At 59.6% G+C, this 22250-nt stretch carries 14 protein-coding genes; 7 read left to right on the forward strand and 7 right to left on the reverse strand.

What is annotated here, in order from left to right; translation table 11 throughout:
* The first annotated feature begins 110 nt into the window (after positions 1 to 110).
* Complete coding sequence (locus OOZ53_RS15935; protein ID WP_271090647.1) at positions 111 to 1280, forward strand: GNAT family N-acetyltransferase; 1170 nt, start codon at positions 111 to 113, stop codon at positions 1278 to 1280.
* A gap of 12 nt (positions 1281 to 1292) precedes the next feature.
* Here OOZ53_RS15935 and OOZ53_RS15940 read toward each other — a convergent pair whose 3' ends face one another.
* Positions 1293 to 3755: an exopolysaccharide transport family protein gene (locus OOZ53_RS15940; protein ID WP_271090648.1), complete on the reverse strand. Its 2463-nt coding sequence runs from the start codon at positions 3753 to 3755 to the stop codon at positions 1293 to 1295.
* 226 nt (positions 3756 to 3981) lie between these two features.
* Here OOZ53_RS15940 and OOZ53_RS15945 point away from each other — a divergent pair, with 226 nt between their 5' ends.
* From OOZ53_RS15945 to OOZ53_RS15960, 4 genes are all read left to right on the forward strand, one after another.
* Positions 3982 to 4557, forward strand: coding sequence for a polysaccharide biosynthesis/export family protein (locus tag OOZ53_RS15945; protein ID WP_271090649.1), 576 nt, complete (start codon positions 3982 to 3984; stop codon positions 4555 to 4557).
* A 19-nt stretch (positions 4558 to 4576) separates the two neighbouring features.
* Entirely contained in the window at positions 4577 to 5713 is a 1137-nt protein-coding gene (locus tag OOZ53_RS15950; RefSeq protein WP_271090650.1) for a glycosyltransferase, read from the forward strand.
* Positions 5714 to 5806: 93 nt separating this feature from the next.
* The gene (locus OOZ53_RS15955; protein ID WP_425499162.1) at positions 5807 to 7357 is read left to right on the forward strand and encodes an undecaprenyl-phosphate glucose phosphotransferase; all 1551 of its coding nucleotides are present in this window, start codon (positions 5807 to 5809) and stop codon (positions 7355 to 7357) included.
* Complete coding sequence (locus tag OOZ53_RS15960; protein WP_271090652.1) at positions 7357 to 8589, forward strand: O-antigen ligase family protein; 1233 nt, start codon at positions 7357 to 7359, stop codon at positions 8587 to 8589. Before OOZ53_RS15955 ends, OOZ53_RS15960 begins: the two co-directional genes overlap by 1 nt.
* Before the next feature lie 2 nt (positions 8590 to 8591).
* Here the strand turns inward: OOZ53_RS15960 and ade are convergent, their stop codons facing one another.
* The 4 genes from ade to OOZ53_RS15980 form a co-directional block, all read right to left on the reverse strand.
* Complete coding sequence (gene ade, locus OOZ53_RS15965; protein WP_271090653.1) at positions 8592 to 10301, reverse strand: adenine deaminase; 1710 nt, start codon at positions 10299 to 10301, stop codon at positions 8592 to 8594.
* A gap of 126 nt (positions 10302 to 10427) precedes the next feature.
* The gene (locus OOZ53_RS15970; RefSeq protein WP_271090654.1) at positions 10428 to 14615 is read right to left on the reverse strand and encodes a translocation/assembly module TamB domain-containing protein; all 4188 of its coding nucleotides are present in this window, start codon (positions 14613 to 14615) and stop codon (positions 10428 to 10430) included.
* Positions 14616 to 14846: 231 nt separating this feature from the next.
* Positions 14847 to 16760, reverse strand: coding sequence for an autotransporter assembly complex protein TamA (locus OOZ53_RS15975; RefSeq protein WP_271090655.1), 1914 nt, complete (start codon positions 16758 to 16760; stop codon positions 14847 to 14849).
* A gap of 389 nt (positions 16761 to 17149) precedes the next feature.
* Positions 17150 to 18898 carry a thiamine pyrophosphate-dependent enzyme gene (locus OOZ53_RS15980; protein ID WP_271090656.1) on the reverse strand — a complete coding sequence of 583 codons (1749 nt, stop codon included), beginning with the start codon at positions 18896 to 18898 and terminating at the stop codon, positions 17150 to 17152.
* Between the two features lie 223 nt (positions 18899 to 19121).
* Here OOZ53_RS15980 and OOZ53_RS15985 point away from each other — a divergent pair, with 223 nt between their 5' ends.
* The gene (locus tag OOZ53_RS15985; protein ID WP_271090657.1) at positions 19122 to 19556 is read left to right on the forward strand and encodes an HIT family protein; all 435 of its coding nucleotides are present in this window, start codon (positions 19122 to 19124) and stop codon (positions 19554 to 19556) included.
* An 87-nt stretch (positions 19557 to 19643) separates the two neighbouring features.
* Here OOZ53_RS15985 and OOZ53_RS15990 read toward each other — a convergent pair whose 3' ends face one another.
* Positions 19644 to 20072: a CBS domain-containing protein gene (locus OOZ53_RS15990; protein ID WP_271090658.1), complete on the reverse strand. Its 429-nt coding sequence runs from the start codon at positions 20070 to 20072 to the stop codon at positions 19644 to 19646.
* Positions 20073 to 20215: 143 nt separating this feature from the next.
* Positions 20216 to 20884, reverse strand: coding sequence for a rhomboid family intramembrane serine protease (locus OOZ53_RS15995; RefSeq protein ID WP_271090659.1), 669 nt, complete (start codon positions 20882 to 20884; stop codon positions 20216 to 20218).
* Positions 20885 to 21325: 441 nt separating this feature from the next.
* Between OOZ53_RS15995 and OOZ53_RS16000 the strand changes: the two genes are divergently transcribed.
* Positions 21326 to 21937 carry a PilZ domain-containing protein gene (locus tag OOZ53_RS16000; protein ID WP_271090660.1) on the forward strand — a complete coding sequence of 204 codons (612 nt, stop codon included), beginning with the start codon at positions 21326 to 21328 and terminating at the stop codon, positions 21935 to 21937.
* Positions 21938 to 22250 lie beyond the last annotated feature (313 nt).

Below are 22250 nucleotides of genomic sequence, written 5' to 3' on the forward strand. Positions count from 1 at the left end.
GGGACAAAAATTGACCCTCTGGTTGATTGCCCCATTTGTCGATACACGTGACTGTTGCGCTGGATCGGCCGAATGCCGTGGGGGCACCGAGTCGGCGGAGACGAATTGCAATGCGAAAGCCGGTTGAGGCTACCAGTTTTTCCCTCCAGTGTTCGAACGAACTGGAGCCGATCGAGCCTGTTTGGCGAGCGCTCGAAGCGGCACCCGAATGCCCTGTCCACCAGACCTATGACTGGTGCCGCGGGTGGATTCTCGAGACCGGCGCAAAGCCGCTTATCATAACGGCGGTTTACGGATCCGGTGCCCGCTCCGGCGAAACGGCATTCATCCTGCCGCTTTACATCACGCGCTTCGGACCCTTGAAAGTCGCAAGATACATTGCGGCCCCGTTCAACAACGTCAATTTCGGCGTGTTTTCCTCCCACTTTCTCGACGACGCGAACCCGGCGACCATGCGCGAGTTACGCAGGCAGCTCGCCACGCTGCCCCTTGGCGTGGATTTTATCGCGCTGGATCGCCAGCCGCGTGAATGGCATGGCTATAGAAATCCGTTTTCCCATTGGCCCAGCGTCGAAAACCAGAACCGCTCCTTCCATGTGACGCTCGACGGAGATTTTTCTACGGTCCTTGAGCGCGGCAACGCCAAGCGCCGCCGAAAGCGCTTCCGCAAATCAGAACGCAAACTCGACGAAATCGGCGGATACGACTTCATCAAGGCGGGCACCCACGATGAGGCGCGCGAACTTCTGGACGAGTTCTTCCTGCAGAAAACGGCGCGCTTTGCCTATCAGGGGTTACCGGATGTTTTCGGCGATGCCGATGTTCAGAATTACTTCCACCGCCTGGCGGCCGAGAGTGTCGGTCATGAACGCAAGATGATCGAAATGTACGCAATCCGGCTGCGTCAGCACGAGGGCCTGATCTGCGCGCTTGCCGCACTGTCAAGCAAGGGCCGCGACATTATCTGCCAGTTCAGCTCGATCGCGATGGGGCCAACCGAACATGCCAGCCCGGGCGAGCTTCTGTTTTACCTGATTATTCGCGACGCCTGCGAATCGGGCGCGAACATGTTCGACTTCGGCGTCGGTGACGAGCTTTACAAGCGCAACTGGTGCGACGTGGAAACCAGGCACTACGATACATTTCTTGCCATTACGCCGCTCGGCCATATCGGTGCGCTCTCGGCACTCATCTCGACGCACATCAAGCGCTTCGTGAAATCGCGGCCGGCCGTGTTCAGACTGGCGAAAGCCATCAGGCTCTGGATAACAAATCGCTAGAGCAAGATGAGGTTAAGCCGCGCTCCGGTCGGATGGATTGGGCGTTCCGGCCCCCGGACTCATCATGAGCAACTCGTTGAAGCCTTGCGAATAGAAGTCGGAGAGGTATTCGGTCATCAGATCCTCTTCCGGCTGCACGACCGAGAAAATCATGTCCACGTCCAGACCGTCGAGCAGGCGTCTGACTCCAGCCGAGTTCGCCGGCCCGCACTCTATGACAACGATGTCATAGACTTTCGAGACCTGAGCGATCACCTCGGGAAGATGATCCGCATGGCGCATGGCTTGGGCCGGATCGACGCCGCCCTGCGGAAGGATATGCGCGTTTGAGAGGCGGTCGGCATGCAAAGCTTCGGGAATGGTGCATGCATCCACCAGGACTTCCGTAATTCCCGGCAGATTGGTCTGAGGCACCATCATCCGGCTCGGGCAGGCCGAACCCGTCATGTCGACGAGCAGTGTCTGGCGGCCCTCATTGGCAAGCATGCGCGCCAGCATGACCGACGTGGTGGACCCCTTGTCGCCCTCGGGCGACACGACCACCGCGATATTGGTGTGGGCCGCGATCAAATGTCCTGTAATTGCACTCACACTGTGCTCGACCTCCCGGTCGACAATCAGTTCATGACCTTCGACATATTCGTCATTGGCCGCCCTAAGCGCTCCGTCCCCCTCATCCATCGCCGGGTCAATCGCCGCAATGGTGTTTCCGGAGGCTTCCTCGAGCCTGGGTGCCTCGGAACCGGCACGGAATTCATGAACCACAGGATCGACCGGTTCAACGGGATCGTCAGGCCCGGCATCATCGATCCGGTCCTGCGGGTCGATACCGTCTTCAAGCGCGACGTCGATCATCTCCCGGTCCGCTTCCGGCTCGCCTGCTTCGCCCGTATCGAACGCGGCTTCATTCGACAGGTCGGCACCGGGCAGATCATCGGCCGGCCCGTCTGGAATACGCCGCTCGGTCGCCCGGGCAATGCGGTCCGCCGCTGTGAACGGCGCGGCTTCGGCGGCAATTCCGGGTTCGGCAACCGGTTCAGGCCGCACCGGCGTACGGTCGGCTTCGCCGTAATCCACCGGCCTGAGTGCCCGGCCCGAGAAAAGCTCGTGCATCATGATTGTAATGGAGGCAAGCAACAACGTGACAAGGCCGGCGATGATGGTGATCGGTACCGGCTTCGGAAAATAGGCCTCGGTCGGCACAAGCGCTTCGGAAATGATGCGCGCATCGGCAGGCAGGTTGCCGCGATCGGATCGCGATGCTGCCTCGCGGTAGCGGCTCAGATAAACTTCGAGCAACTCGCGCTGGGCCGTTGCTTCGCGCTCCAGCGCGCGCAGCTCAACCTCTTCGCTTCCCGCACGTGCCGAATCGGCTTTGAGATCGTTGAGTTGGCCGACCAGTTCCTCCTCGCGCAGTTGGGCGACCTCGGCCTCGTTCTCGAAGCCGCGCAGGATATTGCGTGTTTCCGCCCGGACCTGCTTGTCGATGTCCCGCAACTGCGATCGAAGACCCTTGATGCGCGGATGGGCGTCCAGAAGCGCCACGGAAAGATCGGCAATTTCCGCCTGAACGGCGGCTTGCCGCTCACGCAGGCGCTGTATCACTTCTGACTGAACGACATTTGCGAAATCTTCCGTCGGGCGACCGCTGTTTATGGCGTTACGCACCGCCGTTGCCCGCGCAAGAGCCTCAGCCTTCTCGCCGCGCACGCGGCTGAGTTCGGTCGAAATCTCCGCAAGCTGTTGTGTCGCGAGCGTCGCGGTATCATCCACGAGCAGGAGGCCGGATTGGGCGCGGTAGTCCGCGACCTTTGCCTCGGCGACGCGAACCTTCTCACGAAGATTGGCGATTTCCGGCTCGAGCCAGGCTGTCGCGTCCGCGTTTGAAAGCAGCTTGGCACCGCTTTGCATGCTCAGATAAGTTTCGGCCATGGCGTTGGCGACCTGGGCGGCGAGTTTTCTGTCCGTTGACCAGAACGCAACGACAATGACCCTTGAATTGGCAACCTGATAAACATTCAGATGGCTGCGAAACGTTTCTATGAGACGCTCCTCGGGAGGCGCATCATAGGGATCGGACTTCAGCCCCGCCCCGATCAGGATACTCGTGATCATGGACGGCTTGACCGCGCCGCTGAACTCCGACTTGTCGGCAAGATCAAGCTGGTCGGCGACCGATTTTATCAGGTTGGTGGAGTTGATGATCTCGACCTGGCTGGTTATGCCGCGCTCGTCGAGAAACTGCGCCTGCCCGGTTTCCTGCTGGCCGGCCTGAACAAACAACGGTTCGCGCGCCTCGATGAGAATGCGGCTTTCCGCGCTGTAACGCGGCGCAGCCATTCCCGAAATCACGAAGGCTGCGGCGCACACGATGAGTATCAAGGACACAATCGCGACACGGCGTTTCCACACGGCCGAAAACAGCCTTGCTATATCGATATCCACATCGTTGCCGTTTGATTGCGGGCGCGACATTATCTGTATCTCCCTCTGAACACTCGAAGAGGTAAACAATTATAGTAACGTAAGGGTTAAGCGCCTCTTTACCGATCATTTACGTCTTCGCTCCGAAAACGCACCTGCAGCCGCCAGCCGCGAACTGTCACGCGAAAAATCCACCGCACTTTACCGGCCATTAACCTTAACCGGATGATAACAGGGCCACTTCTTTCGTCCTGAGTTCAAAGAGTAATAGCTGAAGATGGCGTTTGGAAATTTGAGAAATGCGGCTGCACTGTGCCTCGTCGGCCTCGCGCTTGTGCTGTCCGGCTGCTCCGGCTACCGGCCGGCTCCGTCCGCCTTCCACGAGGCGGTTGTCCAGCCTTACCGGCTCGATTCCGGCGACAATCTTCGCATTACCGTTTTTGAGCAGGACGATCTCACAAATACCTATGTGATCGACCAGGCCGGTTATGTTTCATTTCCCCTCATCGGATCGGTAAGCGCCCGTGGCGAGACGGTTCAAGGACTTGAAACCAAGATTGCGGGCCAATTGCGCAAGGGCTATCTGCGCGATCCCGATGTATCCATCCAGGTCGATCGGCACCGCTCTTTCTTCATACTCGGCGAAGTCAATTCTGCCGGCCAATATTCCTATGTTCCGGGGATGAACGTGCAAAACGCTATCGCAATCGCCGGTGGTTACACCGCGCGCGCCAACCAGTCCAATGTCGACATAACGAGAAAGGTCAATGGCGAAGTCCTGACCGGGAGGGTGCCGATTTCGGATCCGATCCTGGCGGGCGATACCATCTACGTTCGCGAACGTCTCTTCTGACGGCAAAGTTAGGGCGGCAATGTCGGCTTCCGATTCCCTGCGCATTCTGCACTGCTTCCGCTCTCCCGTGGGCGGGATCTTTCGCCACGTGCGCGATTTGGTCGAGCTGCATTACGAGGCCGGCCACAAGGTGGGAATCCTGTGCGACAGCACCACGGGTGGCGCGCATGAGGATGCGCTGTTCGACGGCATTCGTCCCTATCTCGATCTTGGACTGACGCGCACGCCGATTCGTCGCTCTATCGGGCCGTCTGACCTTGTCGCACTTGTCAGATGTACAAATGAAATCAAGAAATTGCAGCCGGACATCATACACGGACATGGCGCCAAGGGTGGCGCCCTCGCCCGTCTGATCGGCTCAAGGTTGCGGGTTTCCAGGTCTCGCGTAGCCCGCTTTTATTCACCGCACGGCGGCAGTCTGCACTACAGCGACTCCCGCCTCTCGGGGAAATTCTACTTTCTGGTGGAGCGCCTGCTGGAGCGCTTCACCGACGGACTGGCTTTCGTCAGCGATTACGAGCGCAAGGCTTATCTGTCCAAGGTCGGTGGCGCCGCGCCGCCCAACCGCCTCATCTACAACGGGCTGATGGAGCGCGAATTCGAGGACATCCGGCCGGCAAACGATGCAGCCGATTTCCTCTATATCGGCATGATGCGGCAACTGAAGGGTCCCGATATCTTTATCGACGCCATTGCCCGCGCTGAGCAGATTGCGGATCGGCCGTTAACCGCCGTGATGATCGGCGATGGCGACGAAAAAGAGAACTACCGGCAGATGCTCGATCGAAACGGCCTGCTTGAACGTGTCGCCCTGCATGCGGCCATGCCGGTTCGCGAGGCTCTTCGACTGGGCAGAACGGTGATCGTCCCTTCCCGGGCGGAGTCTCTTCCCTATCTGGTTCTGGAGGCCCTGGCCGCTGGCAGACCCATGATTGCAACAAGTGTCGGTGGCATCCCCGAAATATTCGGTGCCGGCAGCGAAGCGCTGGTTCCGAGCGAAAATGTCGAAGCGCTCGCCGAAGCCATGGCCAGAGCCGTGCAGCAACCGCACGACATCGAAAGCCTCATGCCGACCAAGACCGCCCTTCACGAACGCTTCTCGGCCAAGAGGATGGCAACGGATATGGTCGATTTCTACAGGGCCCGCCTCGCCTGACCTGCGCCGACTGGCCCACCGTGCGGGATCAAACAATAATTAACAGCTCGATGGTATCTCTTGCGCTGAGAGACCATGGACAACGTTGAGAACATGACCGCAGAACGTTCCATCGAGGTGAACGAACCCGACCGGCAACCGGGACCGAAACCTGCCGGCGCTGTCGAAGGCGGCGCAGGTGAGCCGGAACACAAGGTCGGGAAACTGGCGCGGCAGATTGCGCGGCAGCTTGGCGACGACAGCTACTCACCGACCATGATCACCGGCCTGACCCGGTTGTTCGAAGTCATCGGCCTGAGCCTTTGCGGCATTGCCGTGTTCACCTTCTATGTGGTGCCGAAATCCGGTTTCGAAGCCTATTATCTCTTCACGATCGCAGCCGGTGCACTGTTTGCATTTCTCCTTTTGCAGCTCTGCGATGCCTATCAGGTTCAATCGCTGCGCAGCGTTTTCAGAACCCTCCCGAAAGTCTTCCTGTGCTGGACCATAACATTCGCGGTGATGACGGCGGTCGCCTTCTTTTTGAAGGTTGGCGCCGAATATTCGCGTGTCTGGTTCGGCTCCTGGTTCCTGGCCGGAATGCTGTTCCTCTTCGCCTATCGCTACTTCATCGCATTCGCCATCCGCAGATGGGCGCGCGACGGAACAATGGAACGCCGCGCGGTTATCGTCGGTGGCGGCGCTGCCGCCGAGCAGCTCATTCGTGCGTTGGAGCAGCAACCGGACAACGATGTCAGGATCTGCGGCATCTTCGATGATCGCAGCGAACGCCGGTCACCGGCCGTCGTTGCGGGTTATCCGAAACTCGGCAATGTCTCGGAACTGGTCGAGTTCGCCCGTCTTGCACGCATAGACATGCTGATTCTGTCCTTGCCGCTGACCGCGGAAAAGCGCGTCATGGAGCTTCTGAAAAAGCTGTGGGTGCTGCCCGTCGACATTCGCCTTGCCGCCCATTCCAGCGAATTGCGTTTTCGCCCGCGCGCCTATTCCAGCATCGGCTCGGTGCGCATGCTGGATATTTTCGACCGGCCGATCAATGACTGGGATTCCGTCGCCAAGCGCATTTTCGACATCGTCTTCAGCCTTCTCGGGATCATCGTCTTCTCACCGGTCATGCTGGCCACCGCGATCGCGGTCAAAGCCACATCCAAGGGGCCGATCATATTCACGCAGAAACGCCATGGCTTTAACAACGAAGTCATCAACGTCTACAAATTCCGGTCCATGTATGCCGATCAGTCCGACCCGACCGCGCGCAACGCGGTCACGAAGAACGATCCGCGCGTGACGCCTGTCGGGCGTTTCATACGCCGCACATCCATCGATGAACTGCCGCAATTCTTCAACGCGCTGAAGGGCGATCTGTCCCTGGTCGGACCGCGGCCGCATGCCGTCCATGCCCAGTCCCACGATCGCATGTTCGCCGAGGTCGTCGACGGCTACTTCGCCCGCCACCGCGTCAAGCCAGGCGTGACGGGATGGGCGCAGATCAACGGCTGGCGCGGTGAAATCGATGACGACGAAAAGATCAAGCAGCGCACGGCATACGATCTCTACTACATTGAGAATTGGTCGCTGCTGTTCGATCTCAAGATCCTGTTCCTGACGCCCGTCAGGCTCTTCGGTTCGGAAGCCGCTTACTGATGAGCGACGCAGCGCTCGACACTCGGACCGATCCTGCGGCTCTGGCTGTCATAGCGAAGTTCTCGCTGGCTCTCGGCGCGTTCCTCTCCGGTTTCGTCATTTACGAGCCGGCACCTTACGAAATCTATATGGTCGCCCTGATCGCGATCTGGTTCATTTTCGGCCTGCGCCTGTCGCGGAACGGCGCAATCCTTCTCGCCATTCTCATGTGCTTCAATATCGGCGGCCTGATATCGCTGACGGTACTCGACGAACTGACGCCCAAATTGAAGCTCTACATGGCCGTCTCCGTGTTCCTGGCCCTGTCTTCGGTCTTCTTCGCAGCTGTTATCGAAGCAGATGGCAAACGGCTGAAAGTGATCTTCTCCGCCTATCTGATCGGCGCGTTGCTGACCGGCATGCTCGGCATACTCGGCTATTTCCAGCTTTTGCCGAACAGTGAACTGTTCCTGCGATACGGCCGCGCCAAGGGCGCTTTCCAGGACCCGAATGTCTTTGGCCCGTTTCTGGTCCTGCCCGCCTGTTTTCTCATGCATCAGGTTTTGAAGGGCGGTTTTGCGGCCAGTATTCCGCGCATTGTGGCCCTCGTGGTCCTTACCCTTGCCGTATTTCTTGCCTTTTCCCGTGCCGCATGGGGGTTGTTTGCCTTTTCGATGCTGGCAATGGTTTTCCTGATGCTGCTGAAGGAGCGCTCAAACGTATTCCGGATGCGCATCCTGTTCCTGGGCGCCTTCGGCTTCGTCTCGCTGGCCGCGGTCCTGATGATCGCGTTGCAGTTCGAACAGGTTTCGGAGCTGTTCACGACCCGCGCGCAACTAATTCAGGAATATGACAGCGGCCAGTTCGGCCGTTTCAACCGGTACCGGCTGGGTCTGGGGGTCGCATTGCTGCATCCGTTCGGCATTGGCCCCCTGGAATTCGGCAAGATGTTCGGAGAAGACACGCACAATATCTGGCTCAAGGCACTGCTGGACTATGGGTGGCTGGGCTTCATAGCCTACCTGACACTGATCGTCTGGACGCTGGGCGCCGGCTTCAAATGCCTGCTGCGCGATCGTCCCTGGCAGCCTTATTTCCTGTGTGCCTATGTCGTCTTTGTCGGCCACATCCTGATTTCGACTTTCATCGATACGGATCACTGGCGGCATTTCTACATCCTGCTCGGCATCCTCTGGGGCTGCATGGGGCTTGAATATCAGTACATGCGTCGCCATCGCCTCGGCAGTTCGTGAATTCAGCTGTCCGCGCCCCGGACCAGCGCAAACCTGTCCACATCGAAAACACCATGGTCGGTGATCTTGAGATGGGGGATCACCGGAAGCGGCAGGAAGGCCACTTGCAGGAACGGCTCCTCCAGAACCGTCCCGAGCGACTCGGCCGCCTTCCGCAGCTCGATCAACCTGTCATGTACCTTCTCGTGGGATTCGATGCTCATGAGGCCGGCAATGGGCAGGCTGATTTCAGCCAGCACCCGCCCGCCATCGACGACGACAAACCCGCCTTCAATCTCGCGCAACCGATTGGCAGCCACCGCCATGTCGTTCTCGTCGGCACCGACCACACAGATATTGTGGCTGTCGTGACCGACCGTCGATGCAATGGCGCCATGTCTGATGCCGAAGCCCTTGACGAAACCGACACCGATATTGCCGGTCTTGCCGTGCCGTTCGATCACCGCCGTCTTTACGACATCCTGATCCAGATCGACCTGCGGCAACCCTTCCTTTAACGGAAGCTTGAGGCGCAAATGCTCGGTTATGATCTTGCCGGGTATGATGCCGATCACCGGAATATCGCCATTATAGGCCGGCGATACGAGCTTATCCGGACTGACATTTTCAGACTTCACGCTATCGCGGCCGATCGGGGGCACGATCCGGCGTTTGGCAAATTCGGCCTCGGTCACCACGACACCGCCGCAGATAACGCTGCTCACGCTGCAATTCTCCAGGTCGTCGAGAAGCACCATATCCGCGCGCCACCCCGGAGCGACAAGGCCCCTGTCCCGCAGACCGAAGATGCGGGCACCCGAAATACTGGCAGCCCGGTAGATGGCCAGCGGCTCCACGCCAGCGGCAATGGCCGTGCGGATCATGTGGTCCAGATGGCCCCATTCGGCGATATCGAGTGGATTGCGGTCGTCGGTGCAAAGCGCGATAAAGGGAGAATTGCGCTCGCTGATGATCGGCATGAGTGCTTCCAGATCCTTGGAAACCGAGCCTTCGCGCACCAGGATGTGCATGCCCTTTCGAAGTTTTTCGAGCGCTTCATCGGCCGTCGTCGCCTCGTGATCCGTGCGGATCCCGGCCGCCAGGTAACCGTTGAGGTCGTAGCCACGGACCTGCGGCGCATGGCCGTCGATCGGAACGGTCGAGAAGGCGTCGATCTTTGCAAGGCACGCCGGGTCCTTGGCCAGAACGCCGGGGTAGTTCATGAATTCGGCAAGCCCGATGACTTTCGGATGGTCCTTGAATGGCAGAAGGTCTTCGATTTCAAGCATCGCCCCGGACGTCTCGAAGGATGTCGCCGGCACACAACTGCTCAACTGGACCCGGACATCCATCAGCGTTTCTTCGGCGCAATCGAGGAAGTATCGGATACCGGCCGATCCGGTGACATTGGCGATTTCATGCGGATCGCAGATCGCCGTCGTCACACCGCGCGGCAAAACACAGCGGTCGAACTCATAGGGCGTTACCAGTGAGGATTCGATGTGCAGATGCGTGTCGATGAAGCCCGGAACGACCGTTTTGCCGGAGATATCGATTTCCCGCGTGCCGCTGTACTCGGCGCATGTGCCGACAATGGTGTCGCCGCATACCGCGATGTCGGTGTCGATGATTTCACCCGAGATGAGATCGAAGAGCCGCCCGCCCTTGAGCACGAGGTCGGCCGGGACATTGCCGGCTCCCTGATCTATTCGCCGCCTCAGTTCCTCGCTCATGGTTCACCCCGCTGTCCGGCCAGGAATTGCTCCTGCGAGCAACCTTCATTCGTCAGATTTGACAATGATTTAAGCGGACATTGATAGCAATTTCGTGACCGCCGCGACAGGGCAAATGACAATGTGTCAGTAGTCCCGCTCGAAGAATATTCCCGCCTTGGAATTTCCGTCGGTATCGGCTTCGCCCCGTGCCTTTAGATGGTCGGTCAGGTCCATGTCGATGGTCACGCGCCCGGAACCGCCCGAAACGCCCTGCTCGACATTGAGATAGGTCCGGTCGTTGATATAGCGGCCGATACCGATGGACGTGCCACCATCTTCCTGGTCGGTGTTGATATCGATATCGGCAAGACCGGTGAGGCTGCGAAGCCGACCCAGCACGCCGCCGCGTGTATTCGCTCCACCGAGCGAGGCCACCGCGTTTGCGATCTGGGCGATCTGAATGGCCGAAAGGTTTGAAAGGCTCTTGCCGAAAAACAGGTTGGCGAGAATCTCGTCCTCGGGAAGAGACGGCGAGGATGTGAAACTGATCTCCGGATCCGAAGCCGTTCCGCCCACGACGATCGAATAGGAAGCGCTGCCGCGTGTGGTCGTCGCGGAAAAGTTCAATGACGGATCGAGCGGTCCGGCAAATGTGATCGAGCCGCTGTTGAAATTGAAACGCTTGGTCAGCAGGTCGATGCGCCCCCTGATCATGGTGAAGGTGCCCCTCACCCGCGGCGCGCGGCTCGAACCCGTGACGTCGACGGACCCGCCGAATTCGGCGTCAATGCCGCGACCGCGAAGAAAAATACGCGATGGCGAATTCACGCTTATATCGAGCTGCAGTCCGCCATCGGCCGCATTTGCGTCCGCATTCTGTCCTTCCCTGGGCTCCAGTTCCCGCGCCTGCTCGATGACCCGTGCCGGCGCACGCACATGTTTGACGTCGATAAACGGGATCGACGCCGGCAGCTTGTCGGGAATGCTGATATCCGTCCGCTCGAGCGAAATGGTGCCGCCGATCCGGCCCGAGCGCAACAGCGCCCCATCAACGGTCAGATCGGCTTCGAACTGCGCCGTCACGATCTCGCTGTTCGTATAGGTCCCGTTGCGCACGGTAATCGCAAGCTCGGCCGGCAATCCGCTCGAAGGGTCGGTCTGGACCGAACCGGTCACGGTGATCGTGCCGCTTGAACCCAGCCTGCCGGTCAATTGCGAAATTCGCGCCGTAGTACCGTCAAAGGCAATATTCGCGTTGATGTCACGAATGGTCAGCGCGGTGTTGGTCTCGATGAAATCGGCACCGGTCGTTGTCAGCGTTCCGTTTATGGAGGGATTTTGCGCCGCACCTGTAATCGCTACGGACACCTGTGCGGTTCCTTCCAGTTGCACGCCGGCATCCGCTGCCGGCAGGGTCGCCAGTTCGAGCGGTGCCTTGCCGTCCACCTTCAGATCGAGGCGCGGCCCATCCGCAACATCCACGGTTCCCCTGATATTGAAGTCGATGCCGCTTCCCGACGCCTGGGTATTCAGTGTCAGCGTGTTGGATTCGAACCGGCCGGACGATTGAACGTTCAATGAGGGCATGCGCGCGCCGCGGCTCGCCTCTACGGAGAAATTCGCGACATTCAGATTGTAGGACACCAACGGGTCCGACGCCGCACCGGAGATCTTTGCCGTGCCGGACAACGTGCCGTTCTGTCCGAGACCGGTCGGCGCGACATTCTCGAAGAGCGCCACGGGAAAGCTGTTGATGGCAACATCGAAATCAAGCGCGTCCTGCGCCGACCCCTTCACGACAACCGTGCCGCTGCCGACCCTCAAGGTTGCGGTCTCGATATTGGCGCCCCCCTGCGCCAGGGTGAGCGAAACCGGCTCGGTCAGTTGCACCGGAACCGATCGGAATGTCGCATTGGCCCTGCTGACTTCGATTGTGGTCGTTCCCTGGACGGACGAATATTTGCCGTCGACGGAAACGGGCGCATTGAATACGGTACCGGAAGCGGAAAAGGGCATCGACTCCGGTGCCCCCTGAATGCTGGCCTTGGCATTGCTGATTTCAGTGCCTGAAATCGTCACGCTTTGCGCCGTCGCGGAAGCCGAGAGGTCTCGTGCCTGCCGCAGATCCTTCACGACCACATCAAGGTCAAGGCTGTCGGCGGAGACCGGCCCGGTGGCGAAATCCGGCGAAGCCAGCTTTGCCGTTATGTTCTGTTTGCCGTCTTCACCGGCAAATCTGACCGTTCCGGATGCGGATCCGCTCAGCCCTTCCTGCAGGATCAGCGGCCCGAGTTCCTCCAGCGACGTAATGTCGAGGCTCAATTCACCGGTGAGAATACCGTTCGCATCGGCGTTCACCCTGCCGTTGGCGCGTGCGCCGGGCACGGACAGGTCGAGCGTCTCGACCACGGGCACACCGTCGGAACCACCGGAAACACGCGCGGAAACCGTGACGGGATGTCCTTCATAGCGCCCGTCGACCTTGAGGTTGGCGCGCGGCTGATCGGCGGAGGCAATGCCGCTCGCCGATACCGAAAAGTCTTCGAGCGGCTTGTCCAGCACCGAGATGCCGACACCGCGCGCATCGAGCTTGAATTCCGGTGCGGACGGCGTTCCGGAAAGGCTGAGATCGATATTGAAGCCGCCCTGCAGTTCCTCGCGGAAACGCGAGAGATCCGTCAGGGAAAGCTTGGAACTGAATTCGATCGATCCGTCGCTCAACGCACCGCTGCCGTTCGCCGACAGATTTTCAGCTTCGACTGCAAGATCCGTCAGGACGAGTGTGCCATCACCCTGTCGTGTCAACCTGCCCGACAAATTGGCCTGTTGCGAACCCAGCAACTCCGGCAGCGGGGAACCCGATGGCGCGGTCACGCGGGCTGCAAGCTGCATATCGGCGTAGCGCTCGGCAATGTTGACCTGTCCTCGGGCCGTCGCATCCACGGCGGACGTTTTCAATTCGAGCCGTTCGAAGTCGATCTGGCCTTCGTTGAAGACAAAATCGCTCGAGAGCTGCGGTGAACCGGCGATCAGGGAATCCGCCAATTCCTGGCCGGTGGAGACCGACGCCGCGGTCATGTCGACCGTCGCCTCCCCGGTGACCTTGAGAAAATTCACATCGGACGAGCGCCCGGTAACGGCTGCATCGGCCACAGAAACTTGACCGTTCGACAGCGATTTCACCGATCCGTTCAGGTTCCACTCGGCCTTTTCGAGACTTCCCTTGAGGGACGAGCGCAACTGGACATGACCGATATCCAGCGTCTGGTCCTGCGCCAGTTGGAACGCGACCTGCGAACCCGCGCTGCCGAACGCAATATCTGCCGTCAGGTCGACGGTGTTCTCGCTGGCAAGCACGTTGCCCGAAGCCGAGATGGACAGCAGCGCGGACCGGGCGTCGAATTTTTCAAGCCTGATCGTATTCTCGCCGTCACGTTCGGCAGTGAGCTCGATTTGCGTATCGCCCGCGAAAAGCGGTGCCAACCGCCGCGGCAGCAACGGTGCCAGATAACCTTTGAGCACACCATCGACCGCCTGCCGCTGTTCGGTCACCGACAGGGACACATCGCCCTCGACCGTTTTCGCGCCATCCAGTTCGACCGCAAGGCTGGCACGCCAGGCATCGAGCGGCCCGCTGCCCGCAAGATCGATATCGACGGCCGGAAGCCCGTAGATATCAAGGGCTCGCGCGACAAGCCCGTCGGACGGCTCGCTGGCTTTGAGTTTCAATTCCAGTTCGTTGCTGTCCGGCGAGATTTTCCAGTCGGCCGACACCTCGCCGGCCGTTCCGTCAATACGCAGGATATCGATCACGCCGGAAAGATCGACGGGTGAATCCCGCAACAGGACCGACCCGGTAAGCTGCAGCGCGGCCTTCTCGCCGAGCACCGGTTCGGCGAGATCGATCGAGCGCAGGAAGATGTTGTCCACCCGTATGGGAATTGCAGGCAGTGACGGTGCAGACGATTGGGATTGCACGCCATCGGGCGCAACCGGCCGCCGTGCGACATTGACGGATTGGGCATGCAGTCGGCTGACATCGACGGCGCCGGTCAGCAGCCGACCGAGCGCGATATCGGCCTCGATATTGTCGACAACCAGCCATGTGCCGGTTTCATCGGCAACCGTGATCTGCCCGATGGTGGGCGATCCGCCGATCAGACCGTCGAGTTCGGAAATGACCACCGTTCGTCCCTGGCCGCTGGCGGCGGAGCCGATTATCGATGCGGTGAGCGACAGACCCGGCCCGGTCGCGACCATCGCCAACGCCGCCAGCATCACTGCCACGACAATGAGCACAAGGACGATCAGGAGGCGAAGGACGGTTTTCATTCAGCCGTTCCGGTAAAGGGATTCGCGCAACTATTATAGCGCATTACGAAAAAATAGCGCGCGGCAGCTAGTGTGGTGGATTTGAAGTTCCTCTCATTGTTTGCAGCGCTCTCAGCAAGGAACTTCAAATCCGTAAACCACACTAGAATCATAATGTTGCTAGTGTCCTGATTGAATCTGAAGTTCGTGCAGAGGATGCAGCCTAATGTGACGAACTTCAGATTCAGGACACTAGAAAGCCTGTCCGAGGCCCAGATAGATCCCGAAATCCGGATCGCCGCTGATCTTGTCGAGCGGAACGCCGACATCGACACGCAACGGCCCCACGGGCGTCAGATAGCGCCCGCCGACACCGACACCGGTGAACCATCGCCCGCCCTGCCCGGGCGTCGAGGACGTGAAGGCGCCGCCGCTGTCCACAAAGGCCGCAAGGCCGAAATTTTCGGTCAGGCGGTAGCGTGCCTCCACCGATGTTTCGATCACCGACAATCCGCCGGTCGGGTTTCCGCCGCTGCGGGGGCCGGCATGCTGGAATTCGTAGCCGCGGATGGAACCGCCGCCGCCCGCATAAAACCGCCTGTCCGCCGGAACCTCCGTCAGGCTGGCGCCCAGGATCGACCCCACGGCAACACGGCCAGCCAGGACCAGTGTGTCATCCGCGTTGACCGAGCGATAGGTGCTGTATGCCGCCTGCGTCTTGAAGAACGCGTTTCCGTTGTGAACGTCATAGGTGGGCTCAGCGGCCAGCAGCAGCCGGTAACCGGTGGTCGGATTGAGCCTGTCGTCGCGCGTATCCAAAACCAATTGTGCCGGAACCGAAACCAGAACGCTCGTCGAGGGCCCGTTCGTGTCTTCGAAACGGGCATATTCGACCTCGACGTCGATCTGGCCGATCAGTTCGTCGCTGAACTCGCGTTCAAGGCCGGCGCTGCCGCTGACGGAGTTCTTGTTGAAGGCGTCGGTGTCCTGCACCTGTGCTTCAAGACGCGAGCGGAAGGAAGTGGTCGGGCCCCACACGCCCGGCTTGGTGAAGGTTGCCGCGACATGGTAGTCGAGCGAGGTTGAAAAATTGTTCCTGCCGACGCCCGAGACCGCGCCTTCGATCCGAAGCGTTTCAGCCCGTCCGAAAAGGTTTCTGTGCACCCAGAACGCCTCGGCGCCGAGGCCGTCCTCGGTCGCCGCGGTCAGCCCGACACCGATCGTACGCGGTTTGCGCTCGCTGACTTCGATCGTGATCGGCACCGAATCGTTGGGCCCCGGCGTTTCCGCTTCGACGATGACGACACTGTCGAAGACACCGAGAGCGCGCAGCCTTTTGCTGGCGTCTCGGAGCCGTTTGGGGTTGTAGACCGTGCCCTCCGGAATGTTTGCCTGCTGCACGATGAAAGCGGCATCCACATCTTCCGCACCGGAGACGGTGACCGGTCCGAACACGGCCAGCGGGCCCGGTTGAAGCCGCAGGTCGACCTCCAGCGTCCGGCTTTGATGGTCGGCAATCATTTCACGGCTGGCGATCTTCGAGAAGGCATAGCCCTGTTCATGCCACGCAACGATCAGCTTGCGCTCCGCATCGACGATTTTCTCCGAGCGCGCCGGCTCGCCCGCAACAACATCATATTGCGAAAGATCGATCGGCTCGCCCGTTGTTGTCGCCGCATCCGGCTCGGCGAAAGTGAAAGCCGGGCCAACCTCGACCCGGATCGACACGCTGGCCGGCCCGCCACTGTTGAGCACCGCGTCGATCGGCACCTCCTCGAACGGCGTGCCGTTGATCAGGATGTTGACGGTGCCGCCATAGCGCGCCACGGAAAAAAGTGCGGCGACGAGGCGCTTCTTGTCGTTCTTGGACCGCGTCAGAAGTCCGATCGTGCCGGAGGGCGGCGTATCCTTTTCCGAAACAAGGATCGAAACCGAATCGAGAAGTTCCTGGAACTCCGCGTCGTCGACGCCCAGCGTGACATTGTAGGGGACCGCGTCGGGCACCGGCTCGGCAATTTCCTGCGGCTGCTCGCGGCCCCACAGACGGATGCCGAACAATTCGAAGGCCGAGGCCGGCGTGGCATGGCTGACGGCGGCAAGCAGCGCAGCGGCGATGCAGATCGCCGTTGCCGGGAATTTGGACATGGAGCGCCGATCGCTGTTCATGATCCCGTCAGCAGAGGCAGTCCCGCGCCGGATGGCAGGTTGATTCCCGACCTGCCGGCTACGGCAAACACGCAAGACCGCCGGCCTGCAATACCCTTCCTCACCACACATTTTCTGCCGCACGACCGCGCGACAAAACGCGATTTCCTGCCCGGAAGAGGCACTGCGGCCAGTGTTCCGGAACGCTGCACACATCCGAATCGGTCACAATCGCGACCGCCAGAGCAAATCTCGGTCAGATCGGATCGTTTGACCCGGATTTGCTCCAATCAACACAACCACAAATGATAGGCCCCAATCCTCACCAAATCCTAACCGAATTCGATAAGCAATTGTTAACGCATATCTTCAAAGAATTCGAGCTTTCGTGACAGGGCTGAAACAATCCGTCAGCGGGCCGCCTTGATCTCGTCTTCCCAGTTGTCCCACTGAACGTGGTCGCCCTTGAGCCCGAGGATGCCCTCCTTGATCTTCGACATGCCGAAGCCCCAGGCCTGCTTCACATCCACATGCGGCGGCATGACCAGCTCTCCGGCCGAGACCACGGCATCGATCAGGAACGGCTTGTCCGATTTCGATGCCGCTTCGATCGCCGGCAGGATGTCGTCGGCCTTTTCGATACGGGCGCCATCGCCGCCACAGGACTTTGCATAGGCGACAAAGTCCGGATTATCGAGATGGGTTGCCGTCCTGTTGTAGGCATAGCCCGCCACTTCCATCTCCATTTTCACGAAGCCGAGTTCGCTGTTGTTGAAAACCACCACCTTCAGCGGCCAGCCGTAGCGCACCGCCGTTACGAAGTCCTGCATGGCCATGCCGAAACCGCCGTCGCCGCACATCGTCCAGACCTGCCGGTCCGGATGGGTCGCGACCGCGCCAAGCCCCGTCGGAAAGCCCGATCCCAGGGAACTGTGGTTGAACGATCCGACAAGGCGCCGACCGCCCTTCAGCCGCATCTGGCGCGCGATCCAGACAATGCAAAGCCCGGTATCGGTTGCGATGATCGCGTCATCCGCCGCATGATCGGAAATGGCCTTGGCGACCAGTTGCGGATGCAATGGTTCGCCCTTGTTGGACAGATCGCCCTGTTCGTCCATGGCCTTGAGCCAGCGTTGCGAGCGGTTTTTCTGCAGGTCCAGATAATGCGTGTCGGACTTGTCCTTGACCAGCGGAGCCAGCCGTTCCACGGTTTCCCGCACCGTCCCGACAAGCCCGACACTGACCGCTGCACGGCGCCCGATATTGGCCACGCGGCTGTCGATCTGAATGATCTGCGGGCCGTCCGGCAGGAACCAGTCATAGGGAAAATCGGTCCCGAACATCACCATGACGTCGCAGTCGCGCAGCGAATGGTAGCCGCCGGGATTTCCGATCAGGCCCGTCATCCCGACGACCGGATCGTCGTCATAGTCAAAAATGTCCTTGCCCTTGAGCGTGTGCACCACGGGCGCCTTGATCCGCTTGGCAAGATCGATGATTGCGTCTTTCGCCTCGCGGCAGCCGACCCCGCAGAAGAAAGCAACCTTCTTTCCGCTGTTGATGGCTTCAGCCGCGCGCTCGATTTCGGATTGCGGCGGAATGATCGCGGACGGCTTGGTCACCACATGATAGTGGCTGCGCAGGTTTGGAACCGGCTCTTCCGAAGCGTCGATCGGAAGCTCGATCCGCACCACCTCGCGTTCGATCATGGCCCGTTGGATGGCAATCTGCGCCAGGCGCGGCATCTGCTCCGCACTGTCGATCACCGCCTGGTAGCCGCATACCTCGTCGAACATCTTGGTCAGATTGACCTCCTGGTGATATTCCGTGCTGCGCTCCTTGTGCGAGATCTGGCCGGTAATGGCGACGACGCCGGCATATTCGCGCTTGGCATTGTAAAGACCGTTGATGAGATGCAGGGCGCCGGGTCCGACCGTACCCGCACAAACCCCGATGCCGCCGGTCAGTGCCGCCTGGCTGCACGCCGCAAACGCCGCGTTCTCCTCGTGCCGGACCGCGATCCACTCGAATCGGCCATCATTCCTGATCGCCTCCAGGAACGGGTTGAGGGCATCTCCGGTCACGCCGAAAATCTGCCGCGCGCCAACCGCGTGCAGATTGTCGAGCAGCACCTCGCAGACGTTCTTCTGTGATGCCATGATGGTGATCCTCCGGTTGTCGGTTCTGATCGTTCGCGGCTGATTGGCCGTCCGCCGGCTATCATCGCGAATGTTCAATCCCGGTTGCAAGCGAATTTGTCGTCAAACCGCTGGCATGCACAGAACTCGGTGGCGGGCCAGGGCGGCTTGACGCGCACCGCCCGGCAAGGCAATCGTTGCCGCAGACGCACAAAGACGCAATTTCGGATCACAGGGACAGACGATGACGCAAACGGCCGCATATGACGATGAGAATATTTTCGCAAAGATCCTGTCCGGGTCCATGCCCTGTCACAAGATCTACGAGGATGACGATACATTCGCGTTCATGGACATCATGCCGCGCGGTACCGGACACTGCCTCGTCATTCCAAAGGCGCGGGCGAGAAACATCCTTGATATCGATCCCGCCGACCTGGCGAAGGTCATGGAGACGGTGCAAAAACTGTCGCGCGCGGTCATGCGTGCGTTCGACGCCGACGGAGTATCCATCCAGCAGGCCAACGAAGCGGCGGGCGGCCAGGTCGTGTTCCATCTCCATGTCCACATCATCCCCCGTTTCGACGGGGTGAAACTCGGACCGCCCGCAAGTGTCATGGAGGAACCGGAGATCCTGAAGGCCAACGCGGAAAAAATTCAGGCGGCGCTAGCCGGATAGGTTCCTTGCGGACCGGAAAATGGCGAGCGCGCCGCAATCATGCCCGCTCGCCAACCGACCATTGAAGAGAGTTTTTCAGACCGCAATTCAGCTTGTAATATAAGCCTTTATCTCTTCTGCCTCACGTTCGATCTGCTCGATTTTCATCCGCACCACATCGCCGATGGAAACAATGCCGCCAATTTTTCCATCGATTTCCACCGGAAGGTGACGAAAACGCCCCTCGGTCATCATTTCCATCAACTCATTGATCGAATGGTTCTCGCTGCACACCTTGACCTGCGACGTCATCACGGACGAAACCGGATTGTCGAGAACCGCCGGCCCGTTTTCCGCTATGGCGCGCACGATATCCCGCTCAGACAAGATACCGCATATCTTGTTCGTGGAATCCACCACGACGATGGCACCAATCTTGTGCTTTGACAGCTGTATTCCGGCTTCCGAGACCGTAATATCGGGCCTGACCGTGAATACATCCCGGCCCTTTTGATCCAAAATCGATTTAACTGTCATCGTGACCTCCTTTTGCCGCGGAACGCAACGCCAAACACACGCGGAAATTGCAGGTTTGCCGTTCCTCGAAGGGCATCGTGCGCGTACTGGGTGGAATTTGCAAGCCGGACCGGTTGCGGATTCAGCCAGGAACCAGGACAGCTTCAGCCCGGCTGACGGGTGTCAAACAGGGGAAAGAGGAAGAATCCGAACAAAAAGCCTCCAATATGGGCTTCCCACGCGATTTGCGCCCCGTCCGCAACGCCGCCTGAAAAGCCGAAAGCTGCGAGAGCATTGATCCCGAACCAGATTGCGACATAGGTGATGACGGTCCTGTTGGTCATCGCCTCGCGCAGCGACAGTCTCGGCAAAAGATGCGCATACATGCGGTTGAACTGCCCGCTCATCGGGAACGCAAAGCGCGCGGCCGCTCCCATCAGTGCCGAGACGACACCGGAAGCGCCGATCATCGGCACATTGCTGCCCTGATTCGCGAACCAATAGAGTGCGGCGGAAGCAACCGCTGAAAAAGCCCAGAAAATCAGAAACTTGGATACGCCTATGCGGCGGGCCACGATCGCTCCGAACGCCATCAGCCAGATCGAATTGACAATCAGATGTGCGAAACCGCCATGAAGCAGCGAATAGGTCAGCGGTGTCCACAGCCAGGCAAGGCTTTGTTCGGACGAATCGATCGCATAGCGCAGCGGTATGAAGCCGCCCTCGATCAGAACGTGGACATCCTGGGCGCGCGAAAGCACAAAATCCCGGATCAGCTGCAGCGCCCACATGAGCGCAAGCATCCACACAATCACGGCCGGCAGATTAAACATCGGTTGCCTGGTTCCCCGCCGGTGTGGAATGCCTCCCTCACCGTCGGACCGATCGGTCGCAGGACTGCCTGTCATGAATGCGCCTCTCAGTTCTGTCGCCGGTCTACATATAACAACGGTCACGCAAAAAAGAAGCCGTCTGACATCACTGTCAAACGGCTTTGGTCGGGCCCCACCCGAACCGGAATTTGTGCTGAACCGCCGCGCCTGGTGCGGCGGGAAATTCGTTGAAACATCTATGACATAGCGGTTCGGCGGTGACAATATAAACCCGTTGTTAACCTTAACCCGGGCGATCGTCGGCTGGCACTTGCGAAACGGAACTGGCGAGAGCCCCGCATTTTTCGGTTTTTCCGCCTCCGGTTCGCCACAACGATTACCGCTTGTTAACCAGAACAGCCTATCGTGGGATCGTGTTTCCTCTGATTGGGCTTTAACCATATGCAATTGGCGAACGGATCGGCGCAGCAGCTGGTGATGGAACCGGAAGAAGATACGGCGTTTCAGAACGTCGTTGTCAATCTTCACGGGCGGCTGATGTGCGCCGATTTCACCGAATACGAGTGTGTGGCGGTTGAAATGTCGCCGGGACAAGTCCGTTTCAAAACATCGGCACTGCCGCGGGTCGCGGAACGTATTGTGTCCTATATCGATCACATCGGCCGTATCGAAGGCAAAGTCACTGAATTGCTCGACGACGGGTTCATGATCGCCGTTCAGGCCCCGGACCGCAAACGCCAGAAACTTGCCGCGCAGTTGACATGGTTTGCCAATCGCAACGAACTCGGGCTGCCGGAAGACCGCCGGCACGAACGCATCGTGCCGCGCAATCCGAATGCCGAAATCCGTCTGCCAGACGGCGATACCTACGCCTGTCGTATCGTCGATCTTTCGATGTCCGGCGCGGCCCTGGAACTGGAAATACGTCCCGAACTGGGAACCCAGGTCATCCTGGGGACCATGCGCGCGCGCGTTATCCGGCATTTCGATGACGGCATCGCAATCGAGTTCGCGACCATCCAGCCGCCGGAATCCCTCGAAAACTTCATCTAGAGCGAGTTGCGACGGTCCGGGCCACCGGACTTTGTCCGACGCTCGGCATTCTCCTCTTGCCCGTGCTTATGCGCCGGCAATCTACACAGCATTGCTATGACCTGATGGCTCCGGCAGCCCTGCCCGGCCTTCCATGCGCTGATATATAAGGCAACGCCTGTCTTCAGGATCTTGCCTGGCGCGGCTATGCATGCACGGCCGCATGCAATTCTTACCGAAAAACTCGTGACGCGCCTCTAGGCTCAGGACCTATTAATCTGCGCTTGATTATGATTCAAAGTCCTTTTTGGAGGCTTTGATGGACGATCTGTTT

The organism is Allohoeflea poritis (assembly GCF_027889715.1).
Taxonomy (GTDB): Bacteria; Pseudomonadota; Alphaproteobacteria; order Rhizobiales; family Rhizobiaceae; genus Hoeflea_A; species Hoeflea_A poritis.

What these genes read in the sequence shown, in the direction of transcription:
- OOZ53_RS15935 (WP_271090647.1), top strand. Translation starts at nt 111, where the DNA reads ATGCGAAAGCCGGTTGAGGCTACCAGTTTTTCCCTCCAGTGTTCGAAC.
- OOZ53_RS15940 (WP_271090648.1), bottom strand. Translation starts at nt 3,755, where the DNA reads ATGTCGCGCCCGCAATCAAACGGCAACGATGTGGATATCGATATAGCA.
- OOZ53_RS15945 (WP_271090649.1), top strand. Translation starts at nt 3,982, where the DNA reads ATGGCGTTTGGAAATTTGAGAAATGCGGCTGCACTGTGCCTCGTCGGC.
- OOZ53_RS15950 (WP_271090650.1), top strand. Translation starts at nt 4,577, where the DNA reads ATGTCGGCTTCCGATTCCCTGCGCATTCTGCACTGCTTCCGCTCTCCC.
- OOZ53_RS15955 (WP_425499162.1), top strand. Translation starts at nt 5,807, where the DNA reads ATGACCGCAGAACGTTCCATCGAGGTGAACGAACCCGACCGGCAACCG.
- OOZ53_RS15960 (WP_271090652.1), top strand. Translation starts at nt 7,357, where the DNA reads ATGAGCGACGCAGCGCTCGACACTCGGACCGATCCTGCGGCTCTGGCT.
- ade (WP_271090653.1), bottom strand. Translation starts at nt 10,301, where the DNA reads ATGAGCGAGGAACTGAGGCGGCGAATAGATCAGGGAGCCGGCAATGTC.
- OOZ53_RS15970 (WP_271090654.1), bottom strand. Translation starts at nt 14,615, where the DNA reads ATGAAAACCGTCCTTCGCCTCCTGATCGTCCTTGTGCTCATTGTCGTG.
- OOZ53_RS15975 (WP_271090655.1), bottom strand. Translation starts at nt 16,760, where the DNA reads ATGAACAGCGATCGGCGCTCCATGTCCAAATTCCCGGCAACGGCGATC.
- OOZ53_RS15980 (WP_271090656.1), bottom strand. Translation starts at nt 18,898, where the DNA reads ATGGCATCACAGAAGAACGTCTGCGAGGTGCTGCTCGACAATCTGCAC.
- OOZ53_RS15985 (WP_271090657.1), top strand. Translation starts at nt 19,122, where the DNA reads ATGACGCAAACGGCCGCATATGACGATGAGAATATTTTCGCAAAGATC.
- OOZ53_RS15990 (WP_271090658.1), bottom strand. Translation starts at nt 20,072, where the DNA reads ATGACAGTTAAATCGATTTTGGATCAAAAGGGCCGGGATGTATTCACG.
- OOZ53_RS15995 (WP_271090659.1), bottom strand. Translation starts at nt 20,884, where the DNA reads ATGTTTAATCTGCCGGCCGTGATTGTGTGGATGCTTGCGCTCATGTGG.
- OOZ53_RS16000 (WP_271090660.1), top strand. Translation starts at nt 21,326, where the DNA reads ATGCAATTGGCGAACGGATCGGCGCAGCAGCTGGTGATGGAACCGGAA.